This is a genomic window from Streptomyces sp. NRRL F-6676 (assembly GCF_000725625.1).
Lineage (GTDB): Bacteria > Actinomycetota > Actinomycetes > Streptomycetales > Streptomycetaceae > Streptomyces.
In genome coordinates, this window is record NZ_JOHS01000032.1 from 48,439 (window position 1) to 69,010 (window position 20,572).

Annotated in this window: 14 protein-coding genes and 1 other RNA gene; 5 read left to right on the forward strand and 10 right to left on the reverse strand. The window is 73.0% G+C overall.

Annotated elements, in window-relative coordinates:
• Window positions 1–48: 48 nt before the first annotated feature.
• From IO29_RS39555 to ftsE, 6 genes are all read right to left on the reverse strand, one after another.
• On the reverse strand, window positions 49–582 hold the full coding sequence (locus tag IO29_RS39555; protein ID WP_234307551.1) for a Scr1 family TA system antitoxin-like transcriptional regulator: 534 nt from the start codon (window positions 580–582) through the stop codon (window positions 49–51).
• Window positions 583–664: 82 nt separating this feature from the next.
• Window positions 665–1,065: a transfer-messenger RNA gene (ssrA, locus tag IO29_RS36015) on the reverse strand.
• A gap of 113 nt (window positions 1,066–1,178) precedes the next feature.
• The gene (gene smpB / locus IO29_RS20280) at window positions 1,179–1,727 is read right to left on the reverse strand and encodes an SsrA-binding protein SmpB (RefSeq protein WP_030380506.1); all 549 of its coding nucleotides are present in this window, start codon (window positions 1,725–1,727) and stop codon (window positions 1,179–1,181) included.
• A 93-nt stretch (window positions 1,728–1,820) separates the two neighbouring features.
• Window positions 1,821–3,032, reverse strand: a complete 1,212-nt coding sequence (locus tag IO29_RS20285; RefSeq protein WP_030380507.1) for a S41 family peptidase — start codon at window positions 3,030–3,032, stop codon at window positions 1,821–1,823.
• A 67-nt stretch (window positions 3,033–3,099) separates the two neighbouring features.
• The gene (gene ftsX, locus IO29_RS20290; protein ID WP_030380508.1) at window positions 3,100–4,017 is read right to left on the reverse strand and encodes a permease-like cell division protein FtsX; all 918 of its coding nucleotides are present in this window, start codon (window positions 4,015–4,017) and stop codon (window positions 3,100–3,102) included.
• Window positions 4,018–4,048: 31 nt separating this feature from the next.
• Window positions 4,049–4,738: a cell division ATP-binding protein FtsE gene (gene ftsE / locus IO29_RS20295; protein WP_030380509.1), complete on the reverse strand. Its 690-nt coding sequence runs from the start codon at window positions 4,736–4,738 to the stop codon at window positions 4,049–4,051.
• A 283-nt stretch (window positions 4,739–5,021) separates the two neighbouring features.
• Here ftsE and IO29_RS20300 point away from each other — a divergent pair, with 283 nt between their 5' ends.
• Window positions 5,022–5,213: a hypothetical protein gene (locus IO29_RS20300; RefSeq protein WP_030380510.1), complete on the forward strand. Its 192-nt coding sequence runs from the start codon at window positions 5,022–5,024 to the stop codon at window positions 5,211–5,213.
• Between the two features lie 104 nt (window positions 5,214–5,317).
• Here IO29_RS20300 and IO29_RS20305 read toward each other — a convergent pair whose 3' ends face one another.
• The 4 genes from IO29_RS20305 to IO29_RS20320 all read right to left on the reverse strand — a co-directional run bounded on the left by IO29_RS20305 (window position 5,318) and on the right by IO29_RS20320 (window position 11,143).
• Window positions 5,318–6,187 (reverse strand): hypothetical protein, encoded by an 870-nt coding sequence (locus IO29_RS20305; RefSeq protein ID WP_030380511.1) that lies wholly within the window; start codon window positions 6,185–6,187, stop codon window positions 5,318–5,320.
• A gap of 314 nt (window positions 6,188–6,501) precedes the next feature.
• A complete protein-coding gene (prfB, locus tag IO29_RS20310) occupies window positions 6,502–7,608 on the reverse strand; it encodes a peptide chain release factor 2 (RefSeq protein WP_030380512.1) in 1,107 nt (368 codons plus the stop codon).
• A 265-nt stretch (window positions 7,609–7,873) separates the two neighbouring features.
• Complete coding sequence (locus tag IO29_RS20315; RefSeq protein WP_030380513.1) at window positions 7,874–9,142, reverse strand: serine/threonine-protein kinase; 1,269 nt, start codon at window positions 9,140–9,142, stop codon at window positions 7,874–7,876.
• A gap of 243 nt (window positions 9,143–9,385) precedes the next feature.
• Window positions 9,386–11,143 (reverse strand): serine/threonine-protein kinase, encoded by a 1,758-nt coding sequence (locus IO29_RS20320; RefSeq protein WP_030380514.1) that lies wholly within the window; start codon window positions 11,141–11,143, stop codon window positions 9,386–9,388.
• A 674-nt stretch (window positions 11,144–11,817) separates the two neighbouring features.
• On the opposite strand from IO29_RS20320, the gene IO29_RS37875 reads away from it, so the two are divergent.
• The 4 genes from IO29_RS37875 to IO29_RS20340 all read left to right on the forward strand — a co-directional run bounded on the left by IO29_RS37875 (window position 11,818) and on the right by IO29_RS20340 (window position 20,487).
• Window positions 11,818–16,518, forward strand: coding sequence for an FHA domain-containing protein (locus tag IO29_RS37875; protein WP_030380515.1), 4,701 nt, complete (start codon window positions 11,818–11,820; stop codon window positions 16,516–16,518).
• A 183-nt stretch (window positions 16,519–16,701) separates the two neighbouring features.
• Complete coding sequence (locus IO29_RS20330; protein ID WP_420705386.1) at window positions 16,702–18,177, forward strand: ABC transporter substrate-binding protein; 1,476 nt, start codon at window positions 16,702–16,704, stop codon at window positions 18,175–18,177.
• 34 nt (window positions 18,178–18,211) lie between these two features.
• Window positions 18,212–19,564 (forward strand): carbohydrate ABC transporter permease, encoded by a 1,353-nt coding sequence (locus IO29_RS20335; RefSeq protein WP_030380517.1) that lies wholly within the window; start codon window positions 18,212–18,214, stop codon window positions 19,562–19,564.
• The gene (locus IO29_RS20340) at window positions 19,561–20,487 is read left to right on the forward strand and encodes a carbohydrate ABC transporter permease (protein WP_030380518.1); all 927 of its coding nucleotides are present in this window, start codon (window positions 19,561–19,563) and stop codon (window positions 20,485–20,487) included. Before IO29_RS20335 ends, IO29_RS20340 begins: the two co-directional genes overlap by 4 nt.
• Window positions 20,488–20,572 lie beyond the last annotated feature (85 nt).

Genomic DNA, 20,572 nt, shown 5'->3' on the forward strand with positions numbered 1-20,572 from the left:
TGTCCGACGAATCGCCGTAACTCGACTTGAACCGAGCCAGTTCGGCGCTCATAGCTCCTCCGCCAACTTCTCGATGAACCGAGCAGACTCCTCAACGCCAAGCGCCTGCGTGCGGATCATGCCATGCCGCTGCGTGAGCGTACTGAGTTTGTCTCCGCTGCCGTACAGCGCTCCCGTCTCCTGTCCATCGGCGAAGGCATACCGCTCGTGGTCAGCCGTCTCCACAAGCACGACGGGTCCGCTGAGCGCTGCCGCCGGCGCCCCTTTGAACAGCAGTACCTGAAGCGAGACATCGCGCCGCCGGCTCACAGCCAAAAGGTGGTCAAGCTGCCTCCGCATCAACCCTTCGTCGCCGACGACCGCACGTAGCGCAGCCCCATGAACTACGAAGCTGAACAGCGCCAGTGGCTTGCTGTCGAGCTTCTCTTGACGTTTGAGTCGCGCGGCAACCCGCTCAGCCAGCCGACCGGACCGACCCGGAGTTCCGCGCCGCGATGAACGAACTGCGCGCGGTCGAGACGGAGGCCGAGCGGGCGCATCGTGCGGACAAGGGGCCGGCGCGGCCGTGACGTGCGGAGGCATGGCGAAGGCCCCGTCGCTTCACGCGGCGGGGCCTTTGCCCACATGGGGTACCGGGAGCCGGGGGTGTGCCCCCGGGCTTCGGTGGTGGAGATGGCGGGAATCGAACCCGCGTCCAACGGTGCGGAATCAGGGCTTCTCCGTGTGCAGTTCGCTGCGATTTTCTCGGCCCCGGAGATCACGCGAACAAGTCTCCGACGGGCCCAGTCACTGTTAGATTTCCCTCTTCACCCCGTGACCGGGATCAAGGTTTAGTCCCCTAGCTGATGCCAGGATCCGGGTCGGGAACAGCCCCGGGCTGACACTCCCTGTGTAGGAGGCTCGCGATCGCTACCTGAGATCAGGCAGCGAGGGCGAAGGCCTGCTGGGAGGAATCGCGCTTGGTATTGGCGATTATTTTTTTCGGCCTGTGGTTTACGAGATCATGGCCGCTTCCTCGACACGCTTCCCCTGCTTCGACAGCCGCTGTCGAAACCGATCATCCCCATGTTGATTTTTCAATCGCGTGCACCGGCTGTGCGGTGCGATCCCATCGTACGTGACCAACGCGGTCCAGTGCCAGCTTATTCCGGGTGCCCCAGGGGCACACGGGTCGCCGCTCAGCCCTGCGGTGCCCGCTCGCGCCGCTTCGCCGCCGCGATCGCGCGGTCGGACTCGCGGCGGTCCTGGCGCTCGCGCAGGGTCTGCCGCTTGTCGTACTCCTTCTTGCCGCGCGCCAGCGCGATCTCCGCCTTCGCCCGGCCGTCCTTGAAGTAGAGGGCCAGCGGGACGATCGTGTGTCCCGTCTCCTGGGACTTCGCCTCCAGCCGGTCGATCTCCTCGCGGTGCAGCAGCAGCTTGCGCTTGCGGCGCACGGAGTGGTTGGTCCACGTCCCCTGGCTGTACTCGGGGATGTGCGCGTTGTGCAGCCACGCCTCGTCCCCGTCGATCTGTACGAAGCCGTCGGTCAGCGAGGCCCGTCCCTGGCGCAGCGACTTCACCTCCGTGCCGCTCAGCACGAGGCCGGCCTCAAAGACGTCGATGATCGCGTAGTCGTGGCGTGCCTTCTTGTTCTGCGCGACGATCCGCCGCTTGCCGCCCTTCTCGCCGTCCCGCGCCTTCGCGGTCGCCTTGCCCTGCTTCGGCTGGGCCTCTTTCGGTACGTACATTCCCTTGGCCATAGTGCTGGCCATTTTCGCACCTCGGAGGGGGTGGGGGGAAAGTCGTTTACCGAGTTCCCCAAGGGGTCGGCTCACGCCGGGTCATGAGCTGCCCAGGCCGGACAGGACGTGCTCCGCGCGGGTCAGGGCGGCGTCCCCGTCCGTCTCCAGGTCCGGGGTGATGCCGTGGCCGTCGACACCGCGGCCGGACGGGGTGCGGTAGTGGCCGACGGTCAGCTCGGCGACGGAGCCGTCGGGCAGCCGGCTCGGCATCTGCACCGAGCCCTTGCCGAAGGTGCGGGTGCCGACGACGATCGCGCGGCCGCGGTCCTGGAGGGCGCCGGTGAGGAGTTCGGCCGCGCTCATCGTGCCGCCGTCGACGAGCACGACCACGGGTCTGCCGGTGTCGCCGCCGCGCGCGGCGTGCAGCGCCCGCTGCTCGCCCTCGACGTCGTACGTGGCGACGAGGCCGCCGTCGAGGAACGCGGAGGCGGCGGAGACGGCCTCGGTGACCAGGCCGCCGGAGTTGCCGCGCAGGTCCAGGACGATCCCGTCACCCTTGGGCGCCCCCTCGACGGCGGCGCGGACCAGGTCGCCGGAGCCCTTGGTGAAGGCGGTCACCCGGACGAGAGTGGTCCGGCCGGCGATCCGGCGGGAGGTGACGTCCTCGGTGGACAGCCGGGCCCGGCGCAGCGTCGTCGTCCACGCGCGCGTGCCGCGCTGGAGGCCGACGGAGACGCGGGTGCCGGCGCCGGCGTCCGCTCCGTCGCCGTCCTCGGCGTCCCCGCGCAGCAGGGCGACGACCTCGGTGACGGGGCGGTCGTCGGCCTTCTCGCCGTCGACGCTGCGCAGCCGGTCCCCGGCGCGGATCCCGGCGGCGGCCGCGGGTGAGCCGGGGCGGACCCGGGTCACCTCGATCCGGCCGTCGCTCGCGCGCCCGGCGGAGAGCCCGACGCCGGTGTACTCGCCGTCCAGGGCCTCCTGGAACTCCTCGTACTCGTCCTGCGAGTAGACGGCGCCCCAGCGGTCGCCGCTGCGGCTGACGGCCCGCTCGGCGGCCTCCATGGGGGACGTGCCGTCGGCCATCGCGCGGGCGGCGGCCCGGGCGACCTCCCGCTGCCGGGTCGCGGCGGCCGAGCCGGTGGAGTCGTCCACGGATGTCTGGCGGGCGGCGGCCCGGCTCGCGACCGCGCTCTCGTTGAACGAGCCGGTCACTGCGCCGGCCACCACCACGCTCGCGAAGACCAGCGTCAGCGCTGCCCCGCGGCCGGTGCGGCGGCGGGACGGTGGGAAGAGCGGATCTCGGCCGGACATGGCGGTGAGTCTAGGGGACACGATGTGACAGGGCGGGCGGTTGACCCGCCCGCCCCATTGGCGTGTGTCACACCTTCAGATACTTGCGCAACGCGAAGAACGCGGCCAGGGACGGCATCAGGATGCTCGCCGCGAGGATGAGCGGAAGCTTCGTCAGCACCGAGTCCCAGCCGACGAAGTTGATGAGCGTCAGCTTGCCGGACAGGGCCATGCCGTGGTCGACGGTGAAGTAGCGGCCGAGGACCAGGAAGACACACGCCACGCCACCGCCGATGAGACCGGCGACGGCCGCCTCCATGATGAACGGGGCCTGGATGTAGAAGCCGGAGGCGCCCACGAGCCGCATGATGCCGGTCTCGCGGCGGCGGCTGAACGCCGAGACGCGCACGGTGTTGACGATCAGCAGCAGCGCGACGACCAGCATGAGCGTCATCACGCCGAGCGCCGCCCGGTTCATCAGGTTCAGCAGCTGGAACAGGTTGTCCAGGGTGTCCTTCTGGTCCTGCACCGACTGCACGCCGTCCCGCCCGTCGAAGGCGGTCGCGATCACCTGGTACTTCTGCGGGTCCTTCAGCTTGATGCGGTACGACTCCTGCATCTGGTCCGGGGTGAGGGAGCTGATCAGCGGGGAGTCCTTGAACTGCTCCTTGTAGTGCTTGTACGCCTCGTCCTGCGACTCGTAGGTGACCTTCTCGACCACCGACATCTTGTTCAGGTCGGTCTTGATCTGTTCCTTCTGCTCCGATGTCACCGCGCCCTTGGCGCAGTTGGGGTCGGAGTCGGCGTCGCTCTTGTTGCAGAGGAAGATCGAGACGTTGACCTTGTCGTACCAGTAGCCCTTCATCTGGGACACCTGGTCGCTCAGCACGAGGGACGCGCCGAACAGGGCCAGGGACAGGGCGACCGAGACGATGACCGCGAAGGTCATCGTCAGGTTGCGGCGGAGACCGACGCCGATCTCCGAGAGCACGAACTGGGCGCGCATGGCGTCTGGTTAAGCCTTTCGTTCCTCGTCGTCAGTGCTGGTAGCCGTAGACGCCGCGCACCTGGTCACGGACGAGGCGGCCCTTCTCCAGCTCGATGACGCGCTTGCGCATCTGGTCCACGATGTTCTGGTCGTGGGTCGCCATCAGCACGGTGGTGCCCGTCCGGTTGATGCGGTCGAGCAGCTTCATGATGCCGACGGAGGTCTGCGGGTCGAGGTTGCCCGTGGGCTCGTCGCAGATCAGCAGCTTGGGCCGGTTGACGAAGGCGCGTGCGATGGCGACGCGCTGCTGCTCACCACCGGACAGCTCGCCCGGTCTGCGGTCCTCCTTGCCGCCGAGCCCGACGAGGTCGAGCACCTGCGGCACGGACTTGCGGATCTCGCCCTTCGACTTGCCGATCACCTCCTGCGCGAAGGCGACGTTCTCGGCGACGGTCTTGTTGGGCAGCAGCCGGAAGTCCTGGAACACCGTTCCCAACTGGCGCCGGATCCCCGGCACCTTCCAGTTGGAGACGCGGGCGAGGTCCTTGCCCAGGACGTGCACCTGGCCGTGGCTGCACCGCTCCTCGCGCAGGATGAGGCGCAGGAACGTGGACTTTCCGGAGCCGGACGATCCCACGAGGAACACGAACTCGCCCTTCTCCACCTCCAGGGAGACATCCCTGAGCGCGGGGCGGGTCTGCTTGGGGTAGACCTTGGAGACGTTGTCGAATCGGATCACGGGATGCACCACAAGTCGCCGGGGTTGGTGAGCGTGACCATACGCGAACCGGATGTGTGCGTGCAGTCGTCGGTGGGCATGCGCGAATGTTGTGCGTTTTGTCGGGGCCCGCGGAGCCGCGGGGCGCTCGGCTTCCCCGCGGCGCCGCGCGGCGCCGCGGAACCTGGCACAGTGGGAAGTGGTGACGGACGCCGGACCGGAGCGGGGACGGAACGGGGACGGGAACGTAATGGGCGTCCGGCACGTTGTACGGGGTGAAGGCGGTGCGAGGAGGCCGAGGCGCATGACGTACGACCGATTGGTGTGCGCGAACTGCGCTGCGCCCGTGAGCGAGGGTCGCTGCCCCGTCTGCCGGGCCAGCAGGGAGCGGCTCCAGCAGCAGAGCCCGTTCGCCCATCTGAACCCGATGACGCTGATCGCCCTGCTCGTCGTGCTGATCGGGGCGCTGGCGCTGGTGGCGCACCAGACGGTGTAGTCCCACGGTTTTTTCCCTGTCCCAGGGGTACGCGAAAGGCCCGGAGCCGGCTGCTCCGGGCCTATCTGCGTGCGGTCGCGCTGTGCCTGTCGTGGCTACGGCGGTCAGGCCGCGGCGCCGCCCCGGCCGTTGACCAGGCGGGGCAGGAACCGGAAGCCGATGCCGCCGGCGATCATCGTGGCCGCGCCGATCAGCAGGAACGCGGTCTGACCGGCACCGGTCTCGGCCAGCTCGCCGTCGTCGCCGCCCTGGGCAGTGGTGTCCGACGCCTCCGTGCCGGTGTCGGTCAGAGCGGAGGAACCCTTGCTCTGCTCGACGGGGTTGTTGCCGCCGCCGTCGACCTCGGTACCGCCGTTGCCGGAGCCACCGGCGTTGCCGGAGCCACCGGCGTTGCCGGAGCCACCGGCGTTGCCGGAGCCACCGCCGTTGCCGTTACCGCCGTTGCCGTTACCGCCGGCGTTGCCGTTGCCACCGTTGCCGTTGCCGCCGTTGCCATTGCCCTCGGAGGAGCCGGTCGAGGTGCCCTCGGAGGAGCCCGTGGACGTGCCCTCGGACGTGCCGGTCGAGGTGCCCTCGGACGTACCGGTGGACGTGCCCTCCGAGGTGCCGGTGGACGTGCCCTCCGAAGTGCCGGTCGAGGTGCCCTCGGACGTACCGGTCGAGGTTCCCTCGGAGGTGCCCTCAGAGGTACCGACGGAGGTGCCCTCGGACGTCCCCTCGGAGGAACCCTCCGAAGTGCCGGTGGAAGTACCGGTCGAGGTGCCCTCCGTGCCGGCGCTCGTGCCCTCGGTCAGGCCGAGGGAAGTGCCCTCGTCCTCACCGCCCGTCTTCACCTGGGCCTTGATCCCGCTGCTGTCCGCGCTCGCGGTGAGTTCGAGCGCGGAGGCCGCACCCGCGGCCGTCAGCGACGCACCCGCGGCAATCACGGCACCCGCGGCGATGCGCGCCACGCGGACCCGTGTCTTCTTCGTCATATGACTGCTACCCCCAGTAGCCGATCGTCAGTGGAACAGCGCCACGGGGCCGTGATCGACGGGGGCAGGTCATGAATGTGGAACTCCCCCGGTTCACATGCGCCCCGATAATGCGCATGCCACCCGACACCTTTCCGATTTTTTTAAGCAACGTCAAGGCCGTTGCGCACGCGATGTCCCATACCTCCGCTTTCGCCAGGAGAGCACGCGAAGAGATCACAGACAAAAAGCAACTGTCGCCACAGGGGCGGCAGTTGCCTTGTCGACAAAACGGCGTTTCCGGGGCGGCCGGGCCGCGACGGAAACCCGTCCCGTTACTTCTCCTGCTGCTTGCGCCAGCGAATTCCGGCCTCCAAGAAGCCGTCGATCTCGCCATTGAAGACGGACTCGGGGTTGCCGACCTCGAACTCGGTGCGCAGGTCCTTGACCATCTGGTACGGGTGCAGGACGTACGAGCGCATCTGGTTGCCCCAGGAGTTGCCGCCGTCGCCCTTGAGCGCGTCCATCTTGGCCTGCTCCTCCTGGCGGCGCCGCTCGAGCAGCTTGGCCTGGAGGACGTTCATCGCGGTCGCCTTGTTCTGGATCTGCGACCGCTCGTTCTGGCAGGAGACGACGATCCCGGTGGGGAGGTGGGTCAGGCGCACCGCGGAGTCGGTCGTGTTGACGCCCTGGCCGCCGGGGCCGGAGGACCGGTAGACGTCGACGCGCAGCTCGGACTCGTCGATCTCGACGTGGTCGGTCTGCTCGACGACAGGGAGGATCTCCACGCCCGCGAAGCTGGTCTGGCGCCGGCCCTGGTTGTCGTAGGGCGAGATGCGCACGAGGCGGTGGGTGCCCTGCTCGACGGAGAGGGTGCCGTAGGCGTACGGGGCCTGGACGGCGAAGGTGGTCGACTTGATGCCGGCCTCCTCCGCGTACGACGTCTCGTAGACCTCGGTCTTGTAGCCGCGCTGCTCGGCCCAGCGCAGGTACATGCGCTGGAGCTTCTCGGCGAAGTCGGCGGCGTCGACGCCGCCGGCCTCGGCGCGGATGTTGACGAGGGCCTCGCGGGAGTCGTACTCGCCGGAGAGGAGGGTGCGGACCTCCATCTCGTCCAGCGCCTTCTTCACTGCCGTGAGCTCGGACTCTGCCTCGGCGCGGGTGTCCGGGTCGTCCTCCTCCTCGGCCATCTGGAAGAGGACGCCGAGGTCGTCGATCCGGCCGCGCAGGGCCTCGGCCTTGCGGACCTCGGCCTGGAGGTGGGACAGCTTGCTGGTGATCTTCTGCGCCTCGTCCGGGTTGTCCCAGAGGGACGGCGCGGCCGCCTGCTCCTCGAGCACGGCGATGTCTGCCCTCAACTTGTCGAGGTCCAGGACGGCCTCGATCGACTCCATGGTCGAGGAGAGGGACTTGAGCTCTTCGGATACATCGACGACTGCCACGCTCCCCAGCGTAACGGCTCCGCCGGACGGGGAGGGCAGGGGCGGGGTCGGCCCCCGAAGCCCCCGGTGAGGCGCGGGAGAGCTCGGGGGGTTCGGTCGGGTGGCGGCTGCGGGTGCGTCGTGGCCTGTCGCGCAGTTCCCCGCGCCCCTAAAAGCCAGGGGGCACCCCCTGCTTTTAGGGGCGCGGGGAACTGCGCAATCTTTTGGGGGTCCGGGGCGCAGCCCCCGGGGACGGGAAGGGTAGGGGCGGCGGGGGCGGAGAAAACTACGGAACCGCCGGTGCCGAGTTGTTGGAGTCCTGGGGGTGGACGTCGGAGTCGTCGTCCGACAGGGCCGCCCACGCCCCGAAGCCCGCCGCGGCGACCAGCACCAGCGCGACCGCCCCCAGCGTCAACCGCCGCCGCCGCGCAACCGCACGGTTCCGCGCCGAACCCGGCCGCGGCGCCCCGGCCGCCCGCGGCACCCGTGCCGTCCCCCGCGCACCCCCCGCCAGCTCCTCCGGCCCCGGCACCCGCATCGACGTGTGCGTGTCCCGGTTGGAGTCCGGCTTCGCGCCGGGTACCAGCGGCACGGCTCCCCGCCGCACCCGCCGCTCACCCGACGGCGCCTCCCCCGGCTCCCCGCCTGCGGACTCGCCCGGCGTGGCGGCCCCGGCCTCGTCGTCCTCCTCCGGCCCCACCCCCGGCTCGTCGACGTCCAGCGGCCCCATCCCCTCCAGCGACGGCAACTGCTCCCGCAACCGCGCCGCCAGCTCGGAGGCGCGCAGCCGGGAGGCCGGCGCCTTGGCCAGGCACTGCACCAGGAGCTGCCACAGCTCGTCGGGGATGCCGGGCAGCGGCGCCACCGTCTCCGTGACGTGCCGCCGCAGCACGGCGCCCGGATGCCCGCCGCCGAACGGCGTGAACCCGGCGAGCAGCTCGTACAGGACCGTGGCCAGCGCGTAGATGTCGACGGCCGCGCGGGGCGGCAGCCCCTCGACGATCTCGGGGGCGAGGTAGTCCGGCGTGCCGATGATCTTCGTGGCGCGGGTCCGGCGCGGGGTGTCGATGAGTTTGGCCACACCGAAGTCGGTCAGCAGCGCGGGATGCGCGCCGCCGGGTCCGAGGGGGCCCTGCATGTCGAGGAGGATGTTCTCCGGCTTGACGTCGCGGTGCACGACCCCGGCGGCGTGCGCCGCGGCCAGCGCGTCGGCGACGTCGGCGGTGATCGCCACCGCCGCCTCGGGCGCCAGCCGGTGCTCCCGGTCGAGACGGGTGCGCAGGTCCGTGCCGCGTACGAGGTCCATGACGAGGGCCAGGTCGTTGCCGTCGACCACGAGGTCGCGCACCGAGACGATGTGGGGGTGGTCCAGGCCGAGCAGCGCCGTGCGCTCCTGGACGAACCGGCCCACCAGTTCCTGGTCGGACGCGAGGTCCTCGCGCAGCAGTTTGACGGCCACGGGCCCCTCGGGGCCCTCGCCCAGCCACACCGTGCCGGCGCTGCCCCGTCCCAGGACCTGGTGCGCGGTGTACCGACTGCCGATCTTCCGTGCCAAGGCTGCTCCGCTCGCTCCAACGGTCCGCGTGTTGTCGCCAAAACTACGCGTCGCGGGAGCCGGCCTTCACCCGGGCGACGGAAATCACCCGGTGGGTGTCGACAAATCCCCAAGGTCGGAATCCCGGAGGAAGACATTCCGGACCTCCGGAGGCCCGGCCCGGAAGCCCGGCTCGGACGCCCGGCTCGAAAGCCCGGCTCGGAGGCCCGGCTCGGAGGCCAACAGCGCTTCGGGGGTCGCGGTCTAGTTGCCCAGTTTCCCCAACAGGTCCCCGGCCCGCGAGAACCAGTGGCTGACCTCGTCCCAGTACCCCCTGCCCGTGCCGATCCAGTCCCGCAGCGGACTCAGTTCCCAGACCAGCCAGCTCGCGACGACCAGGATGACGAGCGTGAACAGGCACCCCTTGAGGCAGCCGAGACCCGGGACCTTCATCGGGTTGGCGCTGCGCTGCCGCGGTGCCCTCGGCTCGCGCTCGGGAGGGGGCGCGGGCCGCTGCGGTTCCGGGGCGTAGCGCTGGGGCTGGTGCTGGGGCGCGGGGGCGTACTGCTGCGGCTGCGGGGTCTCGCGGCGGCGCTGGGGCGCCCGCTGGGGGGCGTACCGCTGCTGTCCGGGCGGCTGCTGCGGTTGCTGCTGCTGCGGGTAGCCGTAGCCCTCCTGCGGGGGCGGCTGCCGGCGCGGCTGCTGCTGGGGGCGGGCGACCTGGCGCTGCGGGCGGCGGCGCAGCGGGTCCTCGTTCGGGTCGAGGTACTGGACCTGGGTCTGGTCGTTGCGGTCCCGGGCCGCGCGGAGCTGGGTCTGCCAGGGGTGCGGCTGCTCGGGTCCGCCCACGTCGCCCTGCTGCCCGGGCGCGCCCGGCGGCACCGGGGGCAGGACGGCGGTCGGGTCGGCGGCCCCGGTCTGCGGCAGGACGGCGGTGGGGTCCGCGGCCCCGGCGCCGGAGGTGTGCGGGAGGACGCTGGTGGCGCCGTTGGGGTCGTAGCCGTTCGGCAGGGTGGGGTCGCGGTGGAGGTCCGGGCCGTGGGCGCCCGCGGTGTGCGGGAGGACCTGGGTGGGGTCGGCGGCGCCGGGCGTGCCCGGTACGGGGGCCGGGGCGAGGTCGGGGCCGAGGAGGGCGCCGACGCCCTCGGCGGCGGCGATCGCCGCGGAGTTCGCGTGCACGCCGACGCCGTCGGCGACGACCCGCAGGGCGTGCGCCAGGTTCTCGGCGCTGGGGCGCTGGTCCGGGTTCTTGCGCAGGCAGCGCTCGATCACCGTCCACAGCGGGTCCGGCACGGTGGAGGGGCGGCGCGGCTCGGCGCTCAGATGCTGGTGCAGCACCTCCAGGGCGCTGCCACCGCCGAACGGGGGACGGCCGGTGACCAGCTCGTAGAGCATGATCCCGGCGCCGTAGATGTCCACGGCGGAGGTCTGCGGGCGGCCCTCGGCGGACTCCGGCGCGATGTACGCGGGCGTGCCGACGAACTCCTGGGTGCGGGTCAGGCCCGGGGAGTCGGCGAGGCGGGCGATGCCGAAGTCGGTGAGCATCGGGTGCATCTCGCCGCCGGTCTGCTTCAGCAGGACGTTGGCAGGCTTGAGGTCGCGGTGGACCACGCCGTCGGCGTGGCTGGCGGCGAGCGCGTCCGCGACCTGGGCGGTCAGCAGGGCGGCGGCGACGGGGGTGAGGGGACCGTTCTCCCGCAGGTAGCGGTGCAGGTCGGGGCCGTCGACGAGGTCCATGACGAGGGCGAGCAGATCGCCCTCGACGACCAGGTCCCGCACCCGGACGATGTTCGGGTGGGTGAGCCGGAGCAGGACGGAGCGCTCCCGCAGGAAGCGCATCACGATGTCCGGGTCGCTCGCGAGCTCCTCCTTGAGGACCTTGATCGCGACGGTCTCGCCCGGCCGGCCGGCGACGGCCGCCTCGGAGCCCGCGGTCTCGCGCTGGCTCGCACGCCACACCGTGCCCGTGGCGCCGCGTCCGAGCGGCTCCTCGAGCAGGTACTTGCTGCCTACCGGCCGCACGTCATGGGCTCCCTGCTGATCGGGGTGTCTGGTCCGTACACCGCTGTCCACACACCGTTGTCCACCTCGCGCACCGTGCTGTTCCGGGCTTCGGGCCCCGGTTCGGGACCCCGGCTCCGGGCTCCGGGTGTTCCGACCCACTGTAGTGCGGTGCCGGGGGACACCGGGTTGTCAAGCCCTCCGGCTGCCCGGGGGCGCCGGAGCCCCCCGGAGTGCTCCGTCGCGCTCCCGCGGAGGTACGGGCCGGGGGCCCTACGTGTTCGACGGTTCCGGCGGTTTCGTGGTTTCAGGGGGAGGACGCTCGGTTCGGGGCGGTTGGTTGCCCGGTCGGTCGCCGGTCGGTCGCCGGTCGGTCTCCGGTCGGTCGTCGGTCGGTCCCGGGGCGGTCCCGGGGTGACCCCGGATCGATCGCAAGCCGGCTTCGAGTGGTCATTCGTGGATCGGGGCAGGTCATTGGGCGGGCACTTTTGCGGGCAGAGCCGACCAATCAAGATCACTTGCCCTCGGGGGGCGGGCGCGTTGTCAGTGGCAGGTGCGAGGATGCCTCCAGTTACTGGCCGATGTGCTCGTGAGCGGTGGGGGGAGCCCCGGGGGAAGGTCCGCGGTCGGGGGACCGCGGGCGGCGCCTTCGTCCCCGCCCGCGGGTGCTTGCGCAGAAGGGACCGCTGACGGCGATGCAGATCCGGCTGACCGTCGTTGACCCGCTGGGCCCGCCCGCGGAGCCGGGAACGCGTGCCGCGAGCCGCGACGTCCTGGTCACCGCCCCTGCCGGGACGGCGCTGGCGGCGGTGGTCGCGGGCCTCGTCTCGGCGGTGGGCGGCGGCGAGGGCCCGGCGGTGCTGTACGCGGGCGCGGAGCGGCTCGACCCGCAGCGCCGCACGCTGGGCGAGCCGCCGCTGACCGACGGCGCCGTGCTGACACTGGGCGCCCCGGCGGAGCCGGGCCCGGAGGCGTCGGACGACGACGTCCCGGCGGAGCTGCACGTGGTGGCGGGGCCGGACGCGGGCGGGGTGCATCTGCTGCACGGCGGCCAGATCCGGGTGGGCCGCTCGGCCGACGCCGACGTCCCGCTCGACGATCCGGACGTCTCCCGTCTGCACTGCGCGGTCACGGTCGCGCCCGACGGCCGGGTCACGGTCGCCGACCTGGGCTCCACCAACGGCACGACGCTGGACGGCGTCCGCGTCACGGACCGCCCGGTCCGGCTGGCCCCCGGTGCGCTGCTGCGCCTCGGCGAGTCGACACTGCGGCTGACCCCGCCGGGCGGGGTGCGTGCGGTCCCGACGACACCGGACGGCGAAGGGCACGCGCGCGTACGGGGCGCGGGGGCGGCGGGCGCGGCGTCGGTGCCGGGTGCGCAGGCGGGCGCCGCGGCCGGTGCGACCACCGGCCGCCCGGAGCACGGCCCGGCGGCGGACGGACAGGCGACGCCGGGAGCGTACGGAGCGGGACGGCCGGGCTCGCACGAGGGCACGCCGGGTGCGCCGTACGGACATGGTGGGGACGGCCCCACGGGGCGCGGCGAGCCCCGCGGACCGGCGCAGGCGACGGCGGGCGACAGCACCGGCGCGGGCCGGTCCGACGGCCACGGCTACGGCTACGGCACGGGCGGTTCCGGCCGTGGCGACGACGGCCCCGGGGGCGGTCACGGCGGGGTCGGTGCGCACAGCGGTGCCACGGTCGGCGACCAGGGCCGCGGCGGCTTCGGCGGCTCCAGCGGCCCTGCCGAGCCGTACGGCCATGGCGTCGACGGCCATGGCATCGACGGCCGTGACGGCGGCCGGGCCCGTTCCGGCGGCCACGACAGGACGCCTGCCGACGCCGGTGACGGCGGAGGCGGGGCCCCGGTCCGGCGCCGGACCGGCCGGGACGGCGATCAGCCCGGCGGTGCCGGGACCGCCGGCACCCCGGGCCCTCGAGACCTCGCCGACGCGGGAAGCGGGCCCGGCGGCCACGGCCATGGCGTGGGCAGGGACCAGAACGCCCCCCACCCGCACGGCGACAGCGGAACCGGCCACCCCGGCGGTCGCGGCGGTCGCGGCAGCGACCGGCAGGGTGGCGGCTCGGCGGTCGGCGATTCCGGCGGTCGTGCCGGTGGGCGCGGTGCCGGCCGGGGGCGCAAGGGGACACCGGTGCGAGGGACCGACGTACCGGAGGAGTGGCGCGGCGAGTCGGCGGCCGGAACCCGGCGGCGCGGGGGGCTCGCCGCGTGGGCCCGGCGGCTGGCCGGGGGCCGGGAGGAAGCGGCGGCGGGCGGCGGGGCCACCGGGCACGCCGAGGGCGTCGCCCCGACGCTGCCGTACCGTCCGCAGGAGCCCGAGAAGTGGCCGGATCCCGCCGCGCTGCTGCTGACGGCGCTGCGGCCGGGACCCCGGCTGTGGGAGCGCGGGCCGCTGCACCCGGAGGCGCTCACCGTGCGGCTCGGCACCGCCGACCTGCCCGCCGCGCCCGACGGCTCCGGCCCGGTGCTCGCCGTGCCGGTCACCACCGGGCTGCGCGAGGTCGGCTCGCTCGGCCTCGCCGGTCCCCGCGCCCGCCTCGGCGGGCTCGCCCGTGCCGTCCTGGCACAGCTGGCGGCGCTGCACTCCCCCGACACCCTCGAACTCGTCCTGATCAGCGCGGACCGCGCGCGCCCGGTCGAGGAGCGCACCGCCGAGTGGTCCTGGCTCGGCTGGCTGCCGCACCTCGTCCCGGCGCACGGCCAGGACTGCCGGCTCCTGCTCGCCTACGACCGCGAGCAGGCGACGGCCCGTACGGCGGAGCTGCTGCGCCGCCTGGACGACCGGCTCGGCGACCCGGCGTCCGGCGCGGCGCCCCGGGTGCCCCACCAGGGCGGCCCCAGGGACGAGGACGACACCGTGCGGCGCCCCTCCTGGGCGCGGGACGGGGACGACGCGCCGGCCGAGCCGTACGCCGGTCCCCGCACCGTGCTGGTGGTGGACGGCGACCCCGGCGGCGCGGATGTGCGCGAGGCGGTGCTGCGGCTGGTGCGGGAGGGGCCGCGGGCCGGCATCCATGTGATCTGTCTGGCCGAGACGGCGGCGGCCTCCCCCGCCTCGCCGGTCGCGGAGACGTACGAGGCGGCCTGCGCCGGGTCGCCGACGTTCCGCGAGTGCGGGGCGGCGGCCCTGCTCAGCGGGGACGTGGCCACGGCGGTGCACGTCCTGCGGGTGGCGCAGCACGCGGAGCCGGGCGACGACTCCGGCTTCCCCCGCCCCGGGGCCGACCCGGGTCTCGGTGCGGCGCCCGTACCCGACCGGGCCGGCACGGACCGGCGACGCGGCCGGGCCGCACCGGACGCGTACGGCGCCGGCGACCGAGCAGTGCCGGGCACGCACGACACGAGCGGCCGGACCGCACCGGGCACAGACGGCCGGACGGCACCGGGCACAGACGGCGCCGGCGGCCGGACCGCACCGGGCGCACGGGACGGAGGCGGCCGAGCCGCGCAGGGCCGGCACGGCTTCGCCGACGGCCCGGCCGCGCCGGACGGGCAGGGCACGGGCGGCCGGACCGCACCCGGCTCCGACGACCGGGGCGGGCCGGGCGCGGGCAGCCGGGGCGGCCCGGGCAAGGGCGGCCGGGACGCGTCTGGTGTGCGCGACGCGGGTGGCCGGATCGCATCGCACACATACGACGCCGACGGCCGGGCCGTGCCCGGTCGGCACGGCTTCGCCGGTGAACCGGATCCGTACGGCGGTGTCCCCGCCGACGGGCGGGGCGCGGCGGGCGGCGGCGCGACCGCCCGCGCGCGGGCGCCCCGGCCCGGTCGTAGCGGCGAGGGCCGCGCGGCCGACCCCCGCGGCATCCCGCAGCCCCGCGCCGAGTACGGCGCCCCCGGCGCCCCGTACGACCCCCAGGCCACGCACCACGACCGCACGGGCCGGGCGCCGCGGGACGCGGCGGTCGCCGGGCACGGTCTCGCCGAGCCCGGCGCGGCCGGCTCCGCCGGGCGGATACGCCGCGGTCCGGTGAGCGAGGGCACCGTTGCCGCCGTGGACGCGGTGTCCCTCGCGTGGGCCGAGCGGTTCGCCCGCGCGCTCGCCCCGCTGCGGACGGACACCCCCGTCGGCGGGGCCCTCCCGCACCCGCGGGTCTCCGCGCCGCTGCCCCGGACGGCCCGTCTGCTCGACGAGTTGGGGCTGGCCCGCGCCACCCCGGCCTCGCTGATGGCCCGTTGGGCGGCCGCGGCCGACGACACCGAGTCGCTGGGCGGCCGCGCCTGGGCGGTGCTCGGGGCCGGACCGCGCGGTCCGGTCGTCGTGGACCTCGCCGCCGACGGTCCGCACCTGCTGGTCGAGGGCCCGCCGGGGAGCGGCCGCACGGAGCTTCTGCGGGCCGTCGCCGCGTCCCTCGCGGCGGCCGAACGCCCGGACCGGCTCGGCATGGTGCTGATGGACGGCCGCGACTGCGGGCCGCGCGCCTCCGGCGCGGACGAGGGTCTGCGGTTGTGCACGGACCTCCCCCATGTCACCACCCACCTCGCCGCCAACGACCCCGTGCGCATGCGGGAGTTCGCGCAGTCGCTGAGCGCGGAGCTGAAGCGGCGCGCCGAACTGCTCGGCCGGCTGGACTTCGCCGAGTGGCACACGCAGCGGGCGGTGTCGCAGCGGATGGTGCCGCAGCGGGCCGCGGCGGGCGGGACGGCGGGGACACGGCGGCCGGGTGCGGCCGACGGGGCGTCCCCGGCCGGGACGCAGTCCGGTACGGCCTCCGGGGTGGCCGGATCCGGGGTCGGCGCCGCCGACCTGGAGTCGCCGCCGAGCGCGACGCTGCGGCTGCGGCCGCCCGCGGCGCGCCGGGCGCCGGAGCCGGGGCCGCCGCTGGCCCGCCTGGTGGTCGTCGTGGACGACCTGGACGCGCTGCTCTCGCCCGCCCTCGGCGCCCCCGGCCGCCCGTCGGCCGGTTCGGTCGTACGGGCGCTGGAGGCGGTGGCGCGGGACGGGGCGCGGCTCGGGGTGCACCTGGTCGCGGCGACGGGGGTGGAGGGCGGCCGTACGTCCCGCTCCGAGCCGGGCTGGGCCGCCGGGCTGCGGGTGCGGCTGCGCACGCCCGCCCCGGGTGCGGACGAACCCGCTCCGGGACGGGGGCGGTTGACGTACGCGCGCGGCGCGGAGGGTACGACGGCCGGGGCGGCGGACCGGGACCTGCGGGCGACGGAGTTCCAGGGCGGTCGCGTCACGGGGCGCATCCCGCGGACGGCGACCGTGCGGCCCACGGTGGCGCTGGTGGAGTGGGAGCGCATGGGCGATCCGCCGGTCCGCCGCACGGTACGGGAGTTGGGCAACGGGCCGACGGATCTGGCGCTGCTCGCCAGCGCGTTGGAGCGGGCGGCGCGGTCGGTCTCGGCAACGGGGGTTCCCTCACTGCTCTGACTGCCCCCCTCCCCGAAGGGTGGGGATTCCTGCGTCCGGGACGGGGGCCGACACAACGACGCGGTCACGATGGTCCGCTTGACACCGTAGGCGCTCTTGCCGACCCGCCTGGCCCGGCGTACACCAGAGCGCACGGAACAGCGCCGGAACGACGTTCGACGAGGAACGAAGAACGGGGCAGTGATGCGCAGCACCAGGAGCAGCAACTTCGGCACCGTCCATACCGACAGCACCGCTTGCAGCTACAGCACCTTCCGTATTGACAAGACCTTGCGGGCCTCGCCCACGACCACCCGGTGGCGGACCCCCAGAGTCGCCGCCGTTCTTCTCGCCACCGCACTCGCGCTGGCCGCCACCGGCTGTGGCGGGGACGACGACACCCCCAGCGGCGACACCAAGCCCAGCCGCGCAAGCAACGGCGGCGGCTCCACCGTGCAGCTTCCCAAGCTGGACGGCGAGAGTCTGGAGGTCGCCGCCGTGTGGACCGGTGGGGAGCAGAAGAACTTCAAGAAGGTCCTCGCCGAGTTCGAGAAACGCACCGGCGCCAAGGTCACCTTCGTGCCCGCCCAGGATCCGATCATCAACTTCCTCGGCTCGAAGGTGGCCGGCGGCCAGCCGCCGGACGTCGCGCTGCTGCCGCAGCCCGGCGCGATCAAGCAGGCCGTGGACAAGGGCTGGGCCAAGCCGCTGGGCGCGGAGGCGACGAAGGAGCTCGCGAAGAACTACTCGCAGGGCTGGCAGGACATCGGCAAGGTCGGCGGCAAGCAGTACGGCGCCTACTACAAGGCCGCCAACAAGTCGCTGATCTGGTACAACGCCAAGGTCTTCGAGAACGCGGGAGCCAGCGAGCCGAAGACGTGGCAGGACCTGCTGAGCACCGCGCAGACGGTCTACGACTCCGGCGTCACCCCCTTCTCCGTGGGCGGCGCGGACGGCTGGACGCTCACCGACTGGTTCGAGAACGTCTACCTCTCCCAGGCCGGCCCGGAGAAGTACGACCAGCTCGCCCAGCACAAGATCAAGTGGACCGACCCCTCGGTCAAGCAGGCGCTCACCACCCTCGCGCAGATCTGGGGCAAGAAGGACTACGTCGCGGGCGGCGCGAAGGGCGCGCTGGGGACGGCGTTCCCGGAGTCGGTCACCCAGACCTTCACCGGCGGCGAGCAGCCGAAGGCCGGCATGGTCTACGAGGGCGACTTCGCGCAGGTCAACATCGGTGAGACCAAGGCGAGGATCGGCACGGACGCCAAGGTCTTCCCGTTCCCGGCCGTGGGCGACACCGCGCCGGTGGTCAGCGGCGGCGACGCGGCCGTCATCCTGGACGACTCCAAGGCGGCGCAGGCCCTGGTGACCTTCCTGGCCTCGCCGGACGCGGCGACGATCCAGGCCAAGCTGGGCGGTTACCTCTCCCCCAACAAGAACGTGCCGGACTCGGCGTACCCGAACGCGGTGCAGCGGAAGATCGCCAAGTCGCTGGTCGCGGCCGGTGACGACTTCCGGTTCGACATGTCCGACCAGGCCCCGCAGGCGTTCGGCGGCACGCCCGGCAAGGGGGAGTGGAAGGAGCTTCAGGACTTCCTGAGCAACCCCGAGGACGTGGCCGGCGCGCAGGCGAAGCTGGAGGCCGCCGCGGCCAAGGCGTACGGGAGCGGGAGTTGAGCCCGCGCCGGGCACGAGGGGCGGGTGACCGGCGATGACGTCGGCCACCGCGGAGGGGGTCGCCGAGTCCCCGGCGACGCCCCCCGTCCCGTCGAGACGCAGAAGCGTGACCGGCACCCGGCGCACGGTGGCAGCGCTCTTCCTGCTGCCCGCGCTGGTGCTGCTCGGCGCGCTCGTGGTCTACCCGATCGGGTACTCCGTCGTCCGCAGTTTCTACGACTCCTCCGGTGACTCCTTCGCGGGCATCGACAACTACAAGGACCTGTTCACCGACGACGGCATCCGTACGGCGCTGAAGAACAACATCCTGTGGGTGGTGTTCGCGCCGACGGTCGCGACCGCCCTCGGACTGGTGTTCGCGGTGCTGACCGAACGGGTGCGCTGGGGCACGGCGTTCAAGCTGGTCGTCTTCATGCCGATGGCGATCTCGATGCTCGCGGCGGGGATCATCTTCCGTCTGGTGTACGACCAGGACCCGGACAAGGGCGTCGCGAACGCGGTCTGGGTGGGCGTGCACGACACGTTCGCGCAGTCGTCGGCGTTCCCGAAGGCGCACCCGGGCCGTGAGTCGCCGCTGGTCGCGCGGGACGGCGGGTTCGTGACGAGGGCGACGGTGCACACGGGCGACACGGTCACCCTGCCGCTCGTCGGTGTCGCCCCCGACCAGATGCCGGACAACGCGAAGAAGGCGGCCGCGCCGAAGGCCGACCCGGGGAGGATCACCGGGACGGCCTGGCAGGACTTCACGCGCGGCAAGGGCGTCGGCACGCTCGGCGGGGTCGACGCCACCGAGCAGGGCTACGCGGGGATGCGGATCGAGGCGGTGAAGGACGGCGAGGTCGTCGACTCCGCGAAGGCCGCCGACGACGGCACGTTCACGCTGTCGGCGAAGGCGGACGGGGCTCGACTGCGGTTGCCCGCGAGCAACTTCAAGGAGCCGTACAACGGCGTCGACTGGCTCGGCCCGTCGCTCGTCACCCCGGCGGTCATCGGGGCGTACGTGTGGATGTGGGCCGGGTTCGCGATGGTGCTGATCGCGGCGGGGCTGGCGGGCGTGCCCCGCGAACTCCTGGAGGCGGCGCGGGTGGACGGGGCGAACGAGTGGCAGGTGTTCCGCCGGGTCACGGTGCCGCTGCTGGCGCCGGTGCTGGGGGTCGTCGTGGTCACGCTGATGATCAACGTGCTGAAGGTCTTCGACCTGGTGTTCATCATCCCGCCGGGCTCCTCGCAGGACGACGCCGACGTGCTCGCCCTGGAGCTGTACCGGAAGGGCTTCGCCGAGGACCAGCCGGGCGTCGCGAGCGCGATCGCGGTCTTCCTGTTGCTGCTGGTGATCCCGGTGATGCTGTTCAACGTGCGGCGACTGCGGCGGGAGGTGCGGCGATGACGGCCGAGGCCGGAGGGATCAGTACGGCGGCACCGGCGCCCGCGCCGCCGTCCGGGACGGCCGTCGAGGCGCGGCGGTCCTGGGCGGCGCGGATCACCGAGGGGGTCAGCGGCGGTCTGCTGCGGGTCTTCCTCCTCCTCGTCGGCCTGTTCTGGCTGGTGCCGACGATCGGTCTGCTGCTCGCCTCGCTGCGCACACCGGAGGACATGAGCGCCTCCGGGTGGTGGAAGGTGTTCAGCCAACCTTCCCAACTGACGTTCGACAGCTACCAGAAGCTCCTGGAGAACGGCGACATCACCGACTCCCTGTGGAACACGGTGCTGATCACGGTGCCGGCGACGGTCCTGGTCGTGCTGATCGGTTCGCTCGCCGGGTACGCCTTCGCCTGGATGGAGTTCCCGGGGCGCGACTGGTGGTTCCTGGGCGTGGTCGGGCTGCTGGTGGTGCCGGTGCAGGTGGCGCTCATCCCGATCGCCGAACTGTTCGGCAACATCGGGCTGTTCGGCACGATCTTCGGGGTGGTGCTGTTCCACGTCGGATTCGGGCTGCCGTTCGCGGTGTTCCTGCTGCGGAACTTCTTCGCGGAGATCCCGCGCGAACTGCTGGAGGCGGCGCGGCTGGACGGCGCGGGCGAACTGCGGCTGTTCCTGCGGGTGGTGATGCCGCTGGGCGGACCGGCCATCGCGAGTCTGGGCATCTTCCAGTTCCTGTGGGTCTGGAACGACATGCTGGTCGCGCTGGTGTTCACCAAGGCGGGCACGCAGCCGATCACGGTCGCCCTGCAAACGCAGGTGCGGCAGTTCGGCAGCAACATCGATGTGCTGGCGCCGGGCGCGTTCATCTCGATGGTGATCCCGCTGGTCGTGTTCTTCGCGTTCCAGCGGCAGTTCGTGTCGGGGGTGATGGCGGGGGCGGTGAAGTAGCGCCGGCCGTCTTCCGGAGGGGCGGACCCGAGCACGGGTCCGCCCCTTCCGTGTGCCGACACGCCGGGATGTCCCCCAAATGCCA

Excerpts from the sequence above, each read along its gene's own strand:
- IO29_RS39555 (WP_234307551.1), bottom strand. The coding sequence starts at position 582 with ATGCCTCCGCACGTCACGGCCGCGCCGGCCCCTTGTCCGCACGATGCG.
- smpB (WP_030380506.1), bottom strand. The coding sequence starts at position 1,727 with ATGTACGTACCGAAAGAGGCCCAGCCGAAGCAGGGCAAGGCGACCGCG.
- IO29_RS20285 (WP_030380507.1), bottom strand. The coding sequence starts at position 3,032 with ATGTCCGGCCGAGATCCGCTCTTCCCACCGTCCCGCCGCCGCACCGGC.
- ftsX (WP_030380508.1), bottom strand. The coding sequence starts at position 4,017 with ATGCGCGCCCAGTTCGTGCTCTCGGAGATCGGCGTCGGTCTCCGCCGC.
- IO29_RS20300 (WP_030380510.1), top strand. The coding sequence starts at position 5,022 with ATGACGTACGACCGATTGGTGTGCGCGAACTGCGCTGCGCCCGTGAGC.
- IO29_RS20305 (WP_030380511.1), bottom strand. The coding sequence starts at position 6,187 with ATGACGAAGAAGACACGGGTCCGCGTGGCGCGCATCGCCGCGGGTGCC.
- IO29_RS37875 (WP_030380515.1), top strand. The coding sequence starts at position 11,818 with ATGCAGATCCGGCTGACCGTCGTTGACCCGCTGGGCCCGCCCGCGGAG.
- IO29_RS20330 (WP_420705386.1), top strand. The coding sequence starts at position 16,702 with ATGCGCAGCACCAGGAGCAGCAACTTCGGCACCGTCCATACCGACAGC.
- IO29_RS20335 (WP_030380517.1), top strand. The coding sequence starts at position 18,212 with ATGACGTCGGCCACCGCGGAGGGGGTCGCCGAGTCCCCGGCGACGCCC.
- IO29_RS20340 (WP_030380518.1), top strand. The coding sequence starts at position 19,561 with ATGACGGCCGAGGCCGGAGGGATCAGTACGGCGGCACCGGCGCCCGCG.